Origin of the sequence: Mesorhizobium sp. YL-MeA3-2017, assembly GCF_030814575.1 — a bacterium.
GTDB lineage: Bacteria > Pseudomonadota > Alphaproteobacteria > Rhizobiales > Rhizobiaceae > Mesorhizobium > Mesorhizobium terrae.
On sequence record NZ_JAUSVH010000001.1, the window covers coordinates 2,240,576 to 2,255,144 of the forward strand.

21 protein-coding genes are annotated in these 14,569 nt (G+C 62.7%); 6 read left to right on the top strand and 15 right to left on the bottom strand.

Features of this window, described 5'->3' with window-relative positions:
- Positions 1-49: 49 nt before the first annotated feature.
- Positions 50-1,324, bottom strand: coding sequence for an aspartate kinase (locus tag QFZ88_RS10450; RefSeq protein WP_024922649.1), 1,275 nt, complete (start codon positions 1,322-1,324; stop codon positions 50-52).
- 200 nt (positions 1,325-1,524) lie between these two features.
- On the bottom strand, positions 1,525-2,001 hold the full coding sequence (locus QFZ88_RS10455; RefSeq protein WP_244431344.1) for a VOC family protein: 477 nt from the start codon (positions 1,999-2,001) through the stop codon (positions 1,525-1,527).
- Positions 2,002-2,025: 24 nt separating this feature from the next.
- Here QFZ88_RS10455 and QFZ88_RS10460 point away from each other — a divergent pair, with 24 nt between their 5' ends.
- The 3 genes from QFZ88_RS10460 (at position 2,026) to ubiG (ending at position 3,633) form a co-directional block, all read left to right on the top strand.
- Positions 2,026-2,373 carry an ArsR/SmtB family transcription factor gene (locus QFZ88_RS10460; protein ID WP_024922651.1) on the top strand — a complete coding sequence of 116 codons (348 nt, stop codon included), beginning with the start codon at positions 2,026-2,028 and terminating at the stop codon, positions 2,371-2,373.
- Positions 2,345-2,755, top strand: a complete 411-nt coding sequence (locus QFZ88_RS10465; protein WP_024922652.1) for an SRPBCC family protein — start codon at positions 2,345-2,347, stop codon at positions 2,753-2,755. The genes QFZ88_RS10460 and QFZ88_RS10465 overlap by 29 nt, the downstream gene beginning before the upstream one ends.
- 131 nt (positions 2,756-2,886) lie before the next feature.
- Positions 2,887-3,633, top strand: a complete 747-nt coding sequence (gene ubiG / locus QFZ88_RS10470; RefSeq protein ID WP_024922653.1) for a bifunctional 2-polyprenyl-6-hydroxyphenol methylase/3-demethylubiquinol 3-O-methyltransferase UbiG — start codon at positions 2,887-2,889, stop codon at positions 3,631-3,633.
- Positions 3,634-3,643: 10 nt separating this feature from the next.
- Here the strand turns inward: ubiG and QFZ88_RS10475 are convergent, their stop codons facing one another.
- Both QFZ88_RS10475 and QFZ88_RS10480 read right to left on the bottom strand, forming a co-directional pair.
- Complete coding sequence (locus QFZ88_RS10475) at positions 3,644-4,534, bottom strand: DMT family transporter (RefSeq protein ID WP_024922654.1); 891 nt, start codon at positions 4,532-4,534, stop codon at positions 3,644-3,646.
- Positions 4,535-4,595: 61 nt separating this feature from the next.
- Positions 4,596-5,165 carry an NADPH-dependent FMN reductase gene (locus tag QFZ88_RS10480; protein ID WP_024922655.1) on the bottom strand — a complete coding sequence of 190 codons (570 nt, stop codon included), beginning with the start codon at positions 5,163-5,165 and terminating at the stop codon, positions 4,596-4,598.
- A 99-nt stretch (positions 5,166-5,264) separates the two neighbouring features.
- Here QFZ88_RS10480 and QFZ88_RS10485 point away from each other — a divergent pair, with 99 nt between their 5' ends.
- Positions 5,265-5,759 (top strand): MarR family winged helix-turn-helix transcriptional regulator, encoded by a 495-nt coding sequence (locus QFZ88_RS10485; protein WP_024922656.1) that lies wholly within the window; start codon positions 5,265-5,267, stop codon positions 5,757-5,759.
- A gap of 40 nt (positions 5,760-5,799) precedes the next feature.
- On the opposite strand, the gene QFZ88_RS10490 is transcribed toward QFZ88_RS10485, so the two are convergent.
- From QFZ88_RS10490 to QFZ88_RS10505, 4 genes are read right to left on the bottom strand one after another with little or no spacing between them, the layout of a single operon-like run.
- A complete protein-coding gene (locus tag QFZ88_RS10490) occupies positions 5,800-6,225 on the bottom strand; it encodes a DUF1178 family protein (RefSeq protein ID WP_024922657.1) in 426 nt (141 codons plus the stop codon).
- Entirely contained in the window at positions 6,222-7,088 is an 867-nt protein-coding gene (locus tag QFZ88_RS10495; RefSeq protein WP_024922658.1) for a carbon-nitrogen hydrolase family protein, read from the bottom strand. Before QFZ88_RS10495 ends, QFZ88_RS10490 begins: the two co-directional genes overlap by 4 nt.
- 33 nt (positions 7,089-7,121) lie before the next feature.
- Complete coding sequence (grxC, locus tag QFZ88_RS10500; protein ID WP_024922659.1) at positions 7,122-7,391, bottom strand: glutaredoxin 3; 270 nt, start codon at positions 7,389-7,391, stop codon at positions 7,122-7,124.
- A 29-nt stretch (positions 7,392-7,420) separates the two neighbouring features.
- On the bottom strand, positions 7,421-8,206 hold the full coding sequence (locus QFZ88_RS10505; protein WP_024922660.1) for a ComF family protein: 786 nt from the start codon (positions 8,204-8,206) through the stop codon (positions 7,421-7,423).
- Between the two features lie 43 nt (positions 8,207-8,249).
- Between QFZ88_RS10505 and QFZ88_RS10510 the strand changes: the two genes are divergently transcribed.
- The gene (locus QFZ88_RS10510; protein WP_024922661.1) at positions 8,250-9,122 is read left to right on the top strand and encodes a methyltransferase domain-containing protein; all 873 of its coding nucleotides are present in this window, start codon (positions 8,250-8,252) and stop codon (positions 9,120-9,122) included.
- A 9-nt stretch (positions 9,123-9,131) separates the two neighbouring features.
- Here QFZ88_RS10510 and QFZ88_RS10515 read toward each other — a convergent pair whose 3' ends face one another.
- The 6 genes from QFZ88_RS10515 to QFZ88_RS10540 form a co-directional block, all read right to left on the bottom strand.
- The gene (locus QFZ88_RS10515; RefSeq protein ID WP_024922662.1) at positions 9,132-9,314 is read right to left on the bottom strand and encodes a Flp family type IVb pilin; all 183 of its coding nucleotides are present in this window, start codon (positions 9,312-9,314) and stop codon (positions 9,132-9,134) included.
- 94 nt (positions 9,315-9,408) lie between these two features.
- Complete coding sequence (locus QFZ88_RS10520; protein ID WP_024922663.1) at positions 9,409-9,720, bottom strand: hypothetical protein; 312 nt, start codon at positions 9,718-9,720, stop codon at positions 9,409-9,411.
- Positions 9,721-9,815: 95 nt separating this feature from the next.
- The gene (locus QFZ88_RS10525) at positions 9,816-10,238 is read right to left on the bottom strand and encodes a (deoxy)nucleoside triphosphate pyrophosphohydrolase (protein ID WP_024922664.1); all 423 of its coding nucleotides are present in this window, start codon (positions 10,236-10,238) and stop codon (positions 9,816-9,818) included.
- Entirely contained in the window at positions 10,235-11,032 is a 798-nt protein-coding gene (locus tag QFZ88_RS10530; protein WP_024922665.1) for a GNAT family N-acetyltransferase, read from the bottom strand. The genes QFZ88_RS10525 and QFZ88_RS10530 overlap by 4 nt, the downstream gene beginning before the upstream one ends.
- Positions 11,013-12,254 (bottom strand): bifunctional glutamate N-acetyltransferase/amino-acid acetyltransferase ArgJ, encoded by a 1,242-nt coding sequence (gene argJ, locus QFZ88_RS10535; RefSeq protein ID WP_024922666.1) that lies wholly within the window; start codon positions 12,252-12,254, stop codon positions 11,013-11,015. The genes QFZ88_RS10530 and argJ overlap by 20 nt, the downstream gene beginning before the upstream one ends.
- Positions 12,255-12,341: 87 nt before the next feature.
- Positions 12,342-12,602: a hypothetical protein gene (locus QFZ88_RS10540; protein ID WP_036254594.1), complete on the bottom strand. Its 261-nt coding sequence runs from the start codon at positions 12,600-12,602 to the stop codon at positions 12,342-12,344.
- Between the two features lie 111 nt (positions 12,603-12,713).
- Between QFZ88_RS10540 and QFZ88_RS10545 the strand changes: the two genes are divergently transcribed.
- The gene (locus QFZ88_RS10545) at positions 12,714-13,307 is read left to right on the top strand and encodes a TetR/AcrR family transcriptional regulator (RefSeq protein WP_024922668.1); all 594 of its coding nucleotides are present in this window, start codon (positions 12,714-12,716) and stop codon (positions 13,305-13,307) included.
- A 113-nt stretch (positions 13,308-13,420) separates the two neighbouring features.
- Here QFZ88_RS10545 and QFZ88_RS10550 read toward each other — a convergent pair whose 3' ends face one another.
- Positions 13,421-14,356, bottom strand: coding sequence for a peptidylprolyl isomerase (locus QFZ88_RS10550; protein WP_024922669.1), 936 nt, complete (start codon positions 14,354-14,356; stop codon positions 13,421-13,423).
- Positions 14,357-14,569 lie beyond the last annotated feature (213 nt).

A 14,569-nucleotide genomic window follows, 5' to 3' on the forward strand; every position in this document is an offset into this window, starting at 1 on the left:
GGCGCGGTTCCCGTCGCACCGGCCCAACGCAAAAACCGACTCGGGTCTCTTACTGCTTATCGAGACCGTAGACGGAATGCAAAGTGCGAACAGCCAGTTCCGTGTAGGGACCGTCGATCAGGATCGAAATCTTGATCTCGGAAGTAGTGATCGCGCGAATATTGATGCTTTTTTCGGCAAGTGCCTTGAAAGCCGTCGCCGCGACGCCGGCGTGGCTCCTCATGCCGATGCCGATGACGGAAACCTTGGACATGCCCTCGTCGTGCTGAAGGGCGTCGAAGCCGACGGTCTGCTTGACCTTGTCGAGCACCGCCAGAGCCTTGGCGACATCGCCGGACGGCACGGTGAAGGTCATGTCGGTGGACTTGCCGTCCTCCGAGATGTTCTGGACGATCATGTCGACATTGATGTTGGCCTCGGCCAGCGGGCCGAAGATACCGCCAGCCACGCCCGGTCGGTCGGCGACGCGGCGCAGGGAAATCTGCGCTTCATCCTTGGCGTAGGCGATACCGGTGACGACCTCTTGTTCCACGATTTCATCCTCTTCGCATATCAGCGTTCCGGGCGGATTGAGAAAATCACCCATACCGGGCGCATCCGGATCGTCAAAGGACGACCGCACGAAGGTGCGCACCTTGTGTACCATGGCAAGCTCCACCGAACGCACCTGCAGAACTTTCGAGCCGAGCGACGCCATCTCCAGCATTTCCTCGAAGGAGATGCGGTCCAGTCGCCTGGCCTTGGGTTCGATGCGCGGGTCTGTGGTGTAGACCCCGTCGACATCGGTGTAGATATCGCAGCGGTCTGCCTTGACCGCGGCAGCGATCGCCACCGCGCTGGTGTCGGAGCCGCCGCGGCCGAGCGTCGAGAGGCGATTGTCGGGCGCGATGCCCTGGAAGCCGGCGATCACCGCGACCTGGCCTTCCTTGAAACGCTGGACCAGGAACGAGCCGTCGATATCCAGGATGCGGGCAGCGCCATGCGCGCCGTCCGTCTTGATCGGGATCTGCCAACCTTGCCAGGAGCGCGCATTGATGCCCATCGACTGCAGCGCGATCGCCAAAAGGCCCGACGTCACCTGCTCGCCGGAAGCAACGATCGCGTCGTATTCGCGCGCATCGAAGAACGGGCTGTTGGCGCCTGTCACCTTCGGCATGCCTTGCACCCAACCAACGAGTTCGTTGGTCTTGCCCGACATCGCCGAAACCACCACCGCTACTTCATGGCCTGCCTCGACCTCGCGTTTGACGTGACGCGCCACATTGTGGATGCGGTCGAGGTCGGCGACGGAGGTCCCGCCGAACTTCATCACGATGCGCGCCATGGAAGCGGAATGCCTTTGAATGCTGGCCAGGTGGCCGAAGATGGACAGGAAAGCCCCGGCTGGCCGAGACGCAAAAATGCGCGGCCTCCTTAGCCAAAACACGAGGTCTTCGCAAGGCACACGCTACCGATGTGGCAGCATGGCGCAATTGTCTTGCGTCTCGGCCGCCAGCGCTGCGGAAGCCTTCCGCCGAAGCCTGGCTATGCCTTCAGAGGGCCGCCAATCGACCAGCTGTGGCCGAATGGGTCGCGGAACTGGCCATACCGACTGCCCCAGAATGCATTCTCCAGCGGCATGGTAACGATGGCACCGGCGGCGACTGCGCGTTCCCACCATGTGTCGGCGTCATCCACTGCCAGATGAACCGTCACGCCATGTGGCTTGTCGGCCGACATGCCAAACTCCGGGAAAAGGTCCCACATCATGACATCCGAACCATTGATGCGGATGTGTGCATGCATCAGCCGCTTGCCGTCTTCGGCCTCCTTGCGGCTTACTTCTTCGGCACCGAACGCCTTTTTGTAGAATTCGATCGCCTTCTTGGCACCGTCGATGGTCAAGCAAGGGACTATCCCGTTCAACGCGGTCATTTCAATCTCCCGACGTTCTTCTTCGTGCATCCTAGCAGCGAGCGACGGCTTGACGATGGTCAACCGCCGATGCAGATTGAAGTTCAAGTATATACTTGAATGAGAACCTGAATGGCAAGAGCTTCAACCAGGGGCAATGTGTTCGCTGCCATTGCCGACCCGACGCGACGGCGCCTGCTTGAGCGTATGGGAAACAGGGAGCGGTCGGTTGCGGAACTGACCGCTGAAGTCGATGCGACACTGGCCAATGTCTCGCTGCATCTGCAGGTCTTGGACCGCGCCGGCCTGGTGCGACGGCGCGTGGCTGGACGCCAGCGCCTCTACCGGCTGAACCCTGCGCCCCTGGCAACAGTTACCGACTGGGTCGCGCAGCTCTCGACCTTCTGGAGCGACAAGCTCGATGGGCTAACCGAACTGGCGCAGAAACTCGATGCTGAAGCCGATCGATCTGATATTTGAGCGCGATATCCGCGCTTCGCTTGCTACGGTGTGGGCCTGCCTCACCGACCCGAAGCTCATCGCGCAATGGTTCTTTGCCGTCGATTTCAAACCGCTCGTCGGCCATCGTTTTCGCATCAGCGGCGAAGCCGTACCAGGCTGGCGCGGCTGGACCGAAGTCGAGGTGCTGGAAATCGTGGCGCCGACCCACATGGCCTGGTCGTTCGACTGCGCTGACAAGGCGCCGGCCGGCCGCGTCGTCTTCTCGCTACAGCAGCACGTGGGCTTCGTGCGGCTGGTGTTGACCCACAATGGGCAAGTACCCGCGACGACGCTGCGTCTGCTCGGTGCCGGCTGGGAGGAATACACGGGAAATTTGCGGACGCTTGCCGAGACGCTTTGACCAGGCAGAACTTTTGGAAAACAAGGGCTTCGCCGCAGTGCGATACCGTGCCGTAGTGACGCGCGCAGAAAACCCGCCTTGACATTCGTCGCTCATCTGCTGACTTCCTTCTCCCCGAAGGAGACAAAGCCATGCCAGAACCCCGACGGTCGACCATCGACGCCGGAGAAGTCGAGCGCTTTTCAGCCCTTGCAGCCGAATGGTGGAACCCGAACGGAAAGTTCCGTCCGCTGCACAAGTTCAACCCGGTACGGTTGGCCTATATTCGCGACCAGATCGCCACTCGTTTCGGCCGCGACCCCCGTGCGGCGCAGCCCTTCGAAGGCTTGCGCATTCTCGACATCGGCTGCGGCGGCGGTCTGTTGTGCGAACCGATGGCCCGTCTGGGCGCCGAGGTCGTCGGCGCCGACGCTTCCAGCACCAACATCGAAGTGGCAAAGCTTCATGCGGCCGAAGCCGGGGTCACCGTCGACTATCGCGCCACCACGGCCGAGGATCTGGCCGCCGCCGGCGAGAAATTCGACGTCGTGCTCAACATGGAAGTGGTCGAGCATGTCGCCGACATCGACCTGTTCGTCGGCAAGTGCGGCGAGATGGTGAAACCCGGCGGCATCATGTTCGTCGCCACCATCAACCGCACCCTGAAGGCGCTGGGGCTGGCCATTATCGGCGCCGAATATGTGCTGCGCTGGCTGCCGCGCGGTACCCACAAATTCGGCAAGCTGGTACGGCCGGAAGAACTGGAGCGCGCGCTGACCGGTGCCGGCCTTGCCGTCACCGACCGCTCCGGTGTCATCTACAACCCGTTGGCCGACCGCTGGCAGCGCTCCAAGGACATGGACGTCAACTACATGGTGCTCGCCGAAAAGGCCGCCTGAACAGGATTGCTCAGGCCTTCTGCCGCTGCGCCCTGGTGGTGATGAAGACGCCGATCACGATGATGGCGGCGCCCGCCCAGGTCAGCCACTGATAGTGCTCCCCGAGGAACAGCGTGCCCGAAATCAGCGCGATGGCCGCGCCGACATATCCGATCTGGCTGAGATAGACCGGCCCGCCGACGGCCTGGAGGCGGAAGTAGAAGGCAAACATCGCCGCTCCGATGATGACCTGTGCCAGCACCAGCCACGGCACATGGGCAAGCGTACCGAACGAGCCCGCCTGCCCGCCAATGAGCAGGCCGCCAAACAACATCGCAGCGGCCGCGAGGTGACTGCCGACGGCGAGTTCGATCGCGTCGGTGCCTGTCGGCCAGTCGATGGTACGATAGATGTTGCCAGCCGCGAGGAAGACGGGAATGAGCAGGCCGACAAGGACCCAGAACAGGTCGGCCGGCTGACCGGCCTCGCCCCGGGTGAGTGCCACGACCAGCGCGCCAGCAAACCCAACCACGATGCCCGCGATACCAAGCAGGTTGGGTCGACGCACGCCGAACAGGATCGACAGCGTCAACGTCACCACGGGCGAAAGCGTGAACATGATGCCGGTGTAGCCGGCACCGAGATGGGGAATGGCCGAGAAGATCAGGAAGTTCGGGATGGCGAAGGAGATCGCCGCCGCAATGACGTAGTAGCGCAGCTTGTGGCCAGTCATCACCAGACGGTGGCGCCTGTAGAAAAGGACGAGCAAAAGCACGCCGCCGATGCCGAACGAGGTCATGAATGCCCATAACATCGGCGACACGGCATTGGCCGTCGCCAGCTTGCCGAGAGGCAATGTCAGGCCCAGCAGGGCGCCTGTGATCAGCAGCAGGCCAAAGGCCGAATCCCAGACCGATTTCATGGAAGCGCCCGCGCGATTCTCTTGAGCCAACGATGACATAACTGCGGTATCCTTTACGAATTCAGGCAACGCGCCTCTGCTCGGTCCGAGCCGCCTGACGTTGGATGAATGTTTCGAATGTCTCGCCAAAGGTGGCGAGGAACTTGCGCGTCCGTTCGTCCACCAAGGCGCCGTCGGCGTCGAACAGTGCACCGGTATTGCCGATATAGGCTTCCGGTTGACCAAGCACCGCCATGTCCAGCGAGGCGAGCGACTGTCTGAGGTGATGGTTGGCGCCAAAACCGCCGACCGCACCCACCGACGTCGAGATCACCGCTGCCGGCTTGCCGATCAGCACGCCCTGCCCGTAGGGCCGCGCGCAGATGTCGATGGCGTTCTTCAGCACACCGGGCACCGAACGCACATATTCAGCGGTGACGAAAAGCACGGCATCGGCAGACGAAACGCGACGGCGGAGAGCCTGCCAGTCGGCGGGCGGGTTCGCCTCAAGGTCCTCGTTGAAATAGGACACCGCGCCGATATCAATGAAATCGAGAACGAGAGATGGCGTCAGCTCCGCCAACGCCTTCGCCACCTTACGGCTGAACGATTCCTGGCGCAGACTGCCGACGAGTACGGCCACTTTGGTCATTTTGTATCCTTCCACGCGAGGCCACTTGGCGGCCGCTGATCGATGGCATATCATTTAATAGAAAGAATCTTAGTGTCAAGATACTTTACGGTGAGCTAGATGGATCGTGCAGCGAACGCGGTGGCGCAATGGCAAAAGGAGAGGCCGGATCTCGACGTCAGGCCGATGGCGGTATTTGGCCGCCTCAGCTATGCGGCCTTCGTTGTCGCGCGCGACAAGCTGAACCCGCTCTTCGCCCGGTTCGGCCTGCAATCCGGCGAATTCGACGTGCTGGCGACCTTACGGCGTTCTGGTGCGCCCTTTGCCCTGACGCCGACGGAACTCTACGAAGCGACGATGGTGACGTCGGGCGCCATGACCAATCGGCTCGACCGGCTGGAAAAGGCCGGATTGATCGCGCGCGGTCCGCACCCGCAGGATCGCCGTGGCGTCATCGTGCAACTGACGGAAAAGGGCCGGACATTGATCGACGAGGCGGTGACCGCCCATGTCGAAAACGAACACCAGGTCCTTTCCGTGCTGACGAGCGAAGAACAGGACCGGCTGGCCGGCCTGCTCGAAAAGCTGATCAGGGGACTGGATGGAAAGGGCTGAACAGCGACCAGGAATTACCGGCCGCGAGTCGGCTAGCAGTTCAGTTGCGATCGTCTGGGAATGCCGGTATCGGCAAGAATTCGACGCCGTCCTCTGCCAGGCTCTTGGCCTCGTCGAGCGTCGCCTCGCCGTAGATGCCGCGCGGGTCGGCTTCACCGAAATGGATCTTGCGCGCTTCCTCGGCGAACTTGTCGCCGACATAGTCGGAATTTTCGCGCATCTTGTCGGCCAGCGCCTTCAGTTGCGCCATCGCCTGGCGCTGCTGGTCGCCCATGGCAAGCCCGATCTTTTCCTGCTTGCGGCTGGTCGACACGGCGGGCGCCATCAGCGCCTTTTCCACCCTGTGCGAACCGCAGACCGGGCATTCGACGAAACCGCGCTTCTTCTGCTTGTCGAAATCGTCGTTGGAGCGAAACCAGCCTTCGAAATCATGCTCACGCTCACATATCAGCGAGAAGCGGATCAAGATGCGGCTCCCCTCAGCGAGGCCGGTTCGCCATCGAAACGACGCAGCGAGAATTCGCGCGCATTCTTCAGATTGGGTATCTTGGCGCGGGCGGCCACAGATTGCGCCGGATCGATTTCGGCCACGATCACCGAGGGCTCGTCATGGGCTGCCTCGGCCAGAATGCGGCCCCAAGGGTCGACGATCAGCGAATGGCCATAGGTCTCGCGACCATCCTCATGCAGCCCGCCCTGGGCGGCGGCTATGACGAAGGCGCCGTTCTCAATGGCTCGTGCCCTCAGCAACACATGCCAATGCGCCTCGCCGGTCTGACGGGTGAAGGCCGCCGGAACCGAAAGGACCGCGGCACCAGCCAGCGCCTCGGTGCGGAAAAGCTGCGGGAAGCGCAGGTCGTAGCAGATGGCGAAGCCGAGCTTCAGGCCAGCAAGATCGACAACGGCGGCATCGGTTCCCGGCTCATAGGCGGCGGATTCGCGCCAGCTCTCGCCATTGTCGAGATCGACGTCGAACATGTGGATCTTGTCATAGGAAGCGAGCGTCGTTCCGTCCGGAGCGATCAACAGCGCGCGGTTGGCGAGCTTGCCATCGTCCCGCAGAATGGCGGTCGAGCCGATGTGAAAATGGATGCCGAGTTCCCGCGCCAGCTGCCGCGCTTTGGCGACGACGACGTCCTTGTCCTCGCTGGTGAAAACGGTTCGCTTGGCGTCCTTGTCACGCACCAGCGCGCCGGTCATCTCGGGGGTCTGCACATAGCTCGCGCCCATGGCCACGGCCTCACGAACCAGCTGCTCCATGTCGGCGGCGTTACGTTCCGGGCTGGTGCCCGACCGCATCTGAATGGCGGCGGCCTTGAAAACACCCATGGTCTCGTCCTCGCTTTCGATAATTCCGAGCGCTCAGCGCGGCGCGGTGCCGGCGATCAGGGCATCGAGCCGGCCGGCAGCTTCCAGCGCATGCAGATCATCGCAGCCGCCGACATGCACGTCACCCACAAAAATCTGCGGGAAAGTGGCACGGCCGTTGGCTCGCTGGATCATTTCCTGGCGCAGATCCGGCGAGAACGAGGCATCATGTTCGGTATAGGCAACGCCCTTCTTGTCGAGCAGGCGTTTGGCGGCCGCGCAATAGCCGCACATCATGCGCGTATAAATCGTCACGTCGACCATGGGTCAACAATCCTGTCTTGTCATGAAATCTATATAGTCTCGGACTCGTCGGGCCGAAAGTCCCCCGGCAGAACCCGCGCGAAGGTTAGTACGTCGACCGCGGCGGCACCGCCTCTTTTCAGCGCCTTGGCGACAGCGCGCGCAGTCGCTCCGGTCGTATAGACGTCGTCGACCACGAGCATGCGGCGCCCTGCTATATCGATTTCCGCCTCGGCCGGCACGCGAAAGGCTGCCCGTACATTGTCCTCGCGCTGGCTTCGCTCCAGGCCAACCTGCTGGCGTGTCATCTTCACGCGCCGCACCGCCTGGGGCGCGAAACGCCGGCCCGACTGCGCAGCCAGGGCGCGACCGAGTTCGGCCGATTGGTTGAACTGGCGACGAAAGAAGCGGCGCCAGTGCAGCGGCACCGGAACGATGGCATCCGCCTCGGCTATCAGTTCGGCGCCGGCCCGCATCATCCAGCGCGCCATCCATGGTGCGAGGTCGGTCCGGTCATGATATTTCAGCGCCTGCACCATTTGCCTGGCAACGCCCGAATAGGCGGCGGCCGCGCGGGCTCGCTCGAAGGGCGGTGGATCGGCGATGGCCTCGGCGGACAGAAAGCCCTCGCCCATGTCGTGCGTGAAGGGCGTGCCCATGACCGGGCACCAGGGCCGCTCGAGCAACCTGAGCTTCGGCCAGCAATCGCCGCATAGAACCCCTGGCTGCGAGACGTGGCGTCGACAACCGGCGCAGACCGGGGGAAACAAGATCCGCGCCGGCCATTGCAACGCCGTTTGGGTTAGGCCCTTGATATCAGCCATCGGATCGGCCACGTGATTGCCTGCAGTCGCAGCATAGCAGAAGCAGGACCCGTCGTTGCAGCCCTTGTTCGATACAGCTCTTTGGCTGACACACAAACGCCGGGCACTCGCCCGACCGACCGCGGGTGCCGACTTCCTCATGCGGCGCATTGCCGACGATCTTGCCGATCGGCTGGCCGCCGTCGAACGCCAGTTCGCCCGCGGAGCGACGCTGTTCTGCCAGACTGCACACGCAACCCACGCCCTCACCGCAAGCGGCAAAGTCGCCGAAATCGTCCGCGTCGAAGCGGACCCCGCGTTTCTAGCCGGCGAGGAAGGGATAGTGGCCACGGCCGAAACCGTGCCGTTCGAGCCCGACAGCCTCGATCTGGCGGTTTCACTGCTCGCGTTGCAATCGACGAACGATATCCCCGGCATGCTGGCGCAGATCCGCCGCGCACTGAAGCCGGACGGGCTCTTCCTCGGCGCGATGGCCGGTGCCGGGACGCTGGCCGAATTGCGCGAAAGCCTGCTTGCCGCCGAAACCGAACTCCATGGCGGCGCCAGCCCGCGCGTCATTCCGTTCGCCGATGTGCGTGACGCCGGTGCGCTGCTGCAGCGGGCAGGTCTCGCCTTGCCCGTCACAGACATCGAGACGATAACGGTGCGTTATGACACGCCGTTCGGCCTGATGCGGGATCTGAGGGCTATGGGGGAAACGAACTTCCTGGTCGACCGCAGCCGGCGACCGGCAAGCCGGGCAATGTTGGCGCGCGCCGCCGAAATTTACGCCGAACGGTTTTCCGACGGCGACGGCCGCGTCAGGGCAAGTTTTTCCATCGTTTGGCTGTCGGGTTGGGCGCCGGACGCATCGCAGCAAAAGCCGCTCAGGCCCGGCTCGGCCGCTGTCTCTCTGGCCAAGATCCTGGAAGACGGCGATAAAAGCTAGATAAGCCGGTCAGTTACCATTACCCAGCGCCTGGACAAGCTTGCTGTTGTTGTCGCTGAAGAGGTATTTCAGCGCATCAGCAGCACTGCCGAAGCCCAGGATGATGGCGGCAGCCATCAGAGAGGCAACCAGCGCATATTCGATGGCCGTCGCCCCCGTGTCGTTTCTCAGAAATCGCCGCAACAATGCCATGGTAGCCTTTCCCCTGCGAAAGAACCTTAGCGTTCACTGATTTACAAAGGTTAACGAGGCAGGCTTAACGGCCGGTGAATTTGTGTTTGGCCGCCTAGCACGCGCCGGTCAGGCTGCCGTCGCGATGGATGATGCAGACGGCATCCGGCGTCGCCTGCAACACGCTGCGCCGGATGGTGTAGGTGTTCTGCTTGCCGATCGAACCGGTGCTCATCATGTCGATCCCAGCCGGCGGAAAATCGCTGGCAAAACGCTGTTCGATGCGACTGTCGAGATAGGAAGCGCCGAGGAGCGAAAGCGCGACGGCGGCCGATCCGAACAGGAGCGTGATCCGCAGAAGCCCGCCACCCGCGGCCACGAGCGGTCGGCGTGGCCGTATGCTGTCCCAATCCTGGTCGAGGCTCATGCGACGGCTCCCCAAGCACGGCAATCGTTTTGCCGCAGCCATCGTTCAATCTTTCACGACTGGATAAATCTTCTGTTAACGCTAATCGGGAGCTGTCAGAGCAGATCGATCAGGAACGGGATCAACGGCGCGTCGGCCGGTGGCATCGGATAGTCACGCATCTGGCGTGGACGCACCCATTTCAGTGCCTGCGCCTCCTTCGGCTCCGGCGTACCCCAGAAACGCCGACAGACATAAAGCGGCATCAGCAGGTGGAAGTCGTCGTAGCTATGGCTGGCGAAGGTCAGCGGCGCCAGGCAGGCCGTCTTGGTCTCGATGCCAAGTTCCTCGTGCAACTCGCGCACCAAACATTCTTCCGGCGTCTCGCCCGGCTCGACCTTGCCGCCAGGAAACTCCCACATGCCGGCAAGTTGCTTGCCTTCAGGACGCTGCGCGATCAGCACGCGACCGTCGGCGTCGACCAGCGCGCAAGCGACGACCAGAAGCAGACGTTTTCCTTTCGACGGTTCGGCCTTCATGTGGAAGGCAACCGTCGATAGTGATAGCGATAGACTTCTTCAAAACCCAACGACGCATAGAGCGACAGCGCCGGCGCGTTGTCGGCCTCGACCTGCAGCCAGGCTTCGCGCGCGCCGCGCAAGCGGGCCCATTTGAGCGCCGACAGGATCAGTTGGCGGCCGTGGCCCTGACGCCGGACAGACTTGTCTGTGGCGATATCGAACAGCCCGGCCAGATCGCCGTCATGCACACAGATCAGCGTTGCCAGGGCTTCGTCGCCGCGTTCCGAGGCGAACAGCCCCGCCTCCGGCTGGATTGCGCCAATGATCTCCGACAGGCCGGGCCTCAACAGCGGATCCGCATCGTGTACCTTGAGCGCCGCGGATACGAAACGGCCGATGTCCTTCAGCGGAATCTGATCGATGACGTTTTCGACCGAGGCCTTGGTCAGCGGCATGCGCATGACCATGGATTCGTCGAAACGCGACCACCCTTCGGCGTCGAGATGGCGCGAAAGCGCGGCACCGGCGAGCGGCGACATGCGGAAGGTGAGCGGCCGGCCATAGGCTTCGAAACGACGGCCGGCGCGCGCGATACGCTCTGCCAGGTGATGAACGTCGCCGGGATCGAGCGGATTGATGGAATTGAGCCGCTTCGCCGGATGGCCTGCCGTCAGCCGCACCACCCAGGTTCCATCGTAATGCACGGCCGCCGCCGGCCAGGCACGAAAGCCCGCCGCCTCATAGCGGCGCACCTTGGCCAGAACCGTCGCAGGATGTATCGGATTCAAACGGCTAGCTCCGATAGTCGCCATTGATCGCGACATATTCCTTGGTGAGATCGCACGTCCAGACGGTGGCCTTGCCACGGCCAATGCCGAGATCGGCACGAATGACGATGCTGTCCCGCTTCATATAGGTCGACGTCGCCTGTTCCGAATAGGCAGGGTCGCGCTCACCATCGACGGCGAGACGATTGTCACCGAACCAGATCGACAGACGGTCGCGATCGGCCGGCTCGCCGGCCTTGCCGACAGCCATCACCACCCGGCCCCAATTGGCATCCTCGCCCGCGACCGCGGTCTTGACCAATGGCGAATTGGCGATCGACAGCGCGACGCGCTTGGCCGAACGTGCCGATTTGGCGCCGGTCACGGTCACCTCGATCTGCTTGCGGGCGCCTTCGCCGTCGCGCACCACCTGCAGCGCCAATTGCTTCAGCATCTTGTTGAGCGCGCGGCGGAACACGCCAAGGCGGGTATCCTTGGCATCGGCGATCACCGGCGCGCCGCGCTTGGCAGCCGCACCGGTCGCGAAAAGCAGCAGCGTATCGCTTGTCGACGTGTCGCTGTCGACCGTGACGGCGTTGAAGGTCTTGGCCGTGCCTTTTGAGAGAAGTTCCTGCAACACCGGCGCCGCAATCGGCGCATCGGTGGCAACGAAGGAGAGCATGGTCGCCATATCGGGCGCGATCATGCCGGCGCCCTTGGCGATGCCGTTCAGCGTCACATCGGTATCGCCCAGCTTGACGGTGGCCGTCACCACCTTCGGGAAGGTGTCGGTGGTCATGATGGCCTTGGCCGCCTCGGTCCACTGGTCGGGCCTGGCATCCTTGACCATACCGGCCAGGAGATGGCTGTATTTGCCCGGGTCGAGCGGCTCCCCGATGACACCGGTGGACGCCAGGAATATCTCGTCGGAGGCGCAGCCAGCGGCCTTGGCTGCCGCCTGCGCCGTCGTCGACGTCGTCTCCCGGCCCTTCTTGCCGGTGAAGGCATTGGCGTTGCCGGAATTGACGACCAGCACGCGCGCCTTGCCCTGGCCGAGATTCTGCCGGCACAGATCGACCGGCGCCGACGGGCATTTCGAGCGGGTGAACACGCCGGCGACGGTAGTGCCCGGATCGAACACCATCGCAAGGAGGTCGGTTCGGTTCTTGTATTTGATACCCGCTTCGGCCGTGGCGATGCGCACGCCCTCGACAGCCGGCATCTTGGGATATTTCTTCGGAGCGAGCGGGGAAACGGTTGTGGACATGAAAAACCTCTGCGACCCAGGCAAGCGGTGAAAGCATGGACCGTTTGCCCGATAGCACGAGGCTTCGCAAGGCGTTTTCGCCTCGTCTCAACGAGCCGCGGGGTTGATGAAACCGCTGAACACGCGCTGCACGGTCGGGATCAATCCCCATATCATGGCGCCAACCATCATCGGCGCGATCACCAGAGTGCGCTGCCAGATCGCCCAGTGCTCGGTCAGCGGCCCAAGAAGATAAAGGATCGTGGTGATCAGCGGGTACACCCCGATCAACACCATCAGAGCGAAACGCGGACGCGAAAAACGGGGCCGGGCGGCGGGAGCCTGCGAGGGGGCGGACGTGGCAGTCATAGCAATCTCCATAAGAACGATACGTTTCGTTGCATATATAGAACGAGCCGTTTCGTTTCGTCAAGGGATGATGTATAGTCGCCAGGCGAACTTCGAGACCCTTGGGCAAAATTGAACGCGACAGAAGAAAAGGCGCGCCGGTCGATCGGCGCCAGACGCAACCCCGCCAGCGCCGAGGCCATCCTCGACGCGGCGGAGGCCGTACTGCATGAAGCCGGTTATTCCGGCTTTTCCATCGAAGCCGTGGCACGCAGGGCCCGCGCCGGTAAGCCGACCATCTATCGCTGGTGGCCGAGCAAGGCAGCCCTGCTGATCGAGGTCTATCAGCGTCAGAAGCGCGACATCGTTTATGCCGACACCGGCAACATCGAGGAGGACCTGTTCCAGTTCCTCCGCAGTTTATTTGGATCGTGGCGCGATACGCCTGCCGGCAACATCTTCCGCTCGCTGATTGCCGAGGCACAGTTCGACGCCGCCGCCGCCGAAGCGTTGGCCGACTATGCGCGCGGCCGGCGTGCCTACACCGGCAAGTTGGTCGAACGTGCCATCGATCGAGGCGAGGTCGCCCGCGGCGTAGACCCCAGCCAGATAGCCGACATGGTCTCGTCCTATGCCTGGACCCACCTGCTGACTGGCCGGCTGGATGAGAGCGAGGACAAATTGCGGGCCGCCGTCGGCGCCATCGTCAACGGCATCAAGGTCTAGGAACCTTATGCTCGGGAAGGAGCCGGCATAAAATGGAAAGGGAGCGATACCTGTGAAGGTACCGCTCCCATCGACTACAAAGCGTCTGGCTACCTAAAGAGGTAGATCGAAGCTTACTTGGCGCCGCCTTCGGCTGCCTCGACGGCCTTGCGCAGGTTTTCATCCGGAATGTCGACCTTGGCGCTCTTGCGGGCTTCCTTGACCAGCGCGAAATATTTGTCGCGAACGACCGCCGAACGGGCCTGGTCCTTGACCTGGTCGAAAGCCGGGGGTTGCTGCTGGCGCTTGTCCTCCACCTTGATGACATGCCAGCCGAACTGGGTCTGCACAGGCTCCTTGGTGTAGGCGCCGACCTCAAGCGCGAATGCCGCCTTCTCGAACTCCGGCACCATCTGGCCAGGGCCGAAGAAACCGAGATCGCCGCCGCTGGTCTTGCCGCTCGGATCGTTGGTGTTCTCGCTCGCCAGTTTCTGGAAATCGGCGCCGCCTTCCAGCTTCTTGATGATCGCCTCGGCTTCTTCCTTGGTCTTCACGAGAATGTGACGGGCGTGGACCTCGTTCACCGGCGGCTGCGCGGCGATTTCCTTGTCGTAGCGTGCGCGAATGTCGGCGTCGGTGATCTTGCCGACCACTTCCTTTTCGACCATCTCGCCATGCAGGGCGCGCTGCTGCAGGAAGGCTGCGCGACGCTGGAAATCGGGATCCTTGTCGAGCCCGTCGGCGACGGCCTTCGCGGCAAGAACCTTGATCTCGATGGCCGCGGAAAGGGCGGCGGCGCGGCGCTGTTCCGGCGGAAGCTGCGCGAATTGCTTCGACAATTCACCTTCGGCGAGCGTCAAATCCGCTTCAGTGATCGGCTTGCCGTCAACCGTGGCAACGACTGCGTTCGGATCGACCGGAGCAGCAGCCGGAGTTGCGGCGGCATCGGCCGGCTGGGCCGGCTGGGCCGGCTGAGTTTCCTGGGCGGCCAGAGGCGAAAGCGACAAAGCCGACAGGCCGACGGCCAAACCTAGGCTGGCGAGCGACGCACGGCGAAACAATAAGGACATACGAAAGAGCTCCGATGGGGACGTTGAGGTCTTTTGATCAGCCGGAATGTGGCGGAATTTGGCGTTCTGCGGGTCGATAACGCAGCGTTGACATCGATTGTGCCCCCTCTTATCTGTCCAACGACTTTGCGTCCAGAACCGTTTTCCGGGCGCTTTTTGGTGTTTCTCTGTTCGGGCGGGTTCGTCGGATGCCTGCCGCATCCGTCCCCGGAC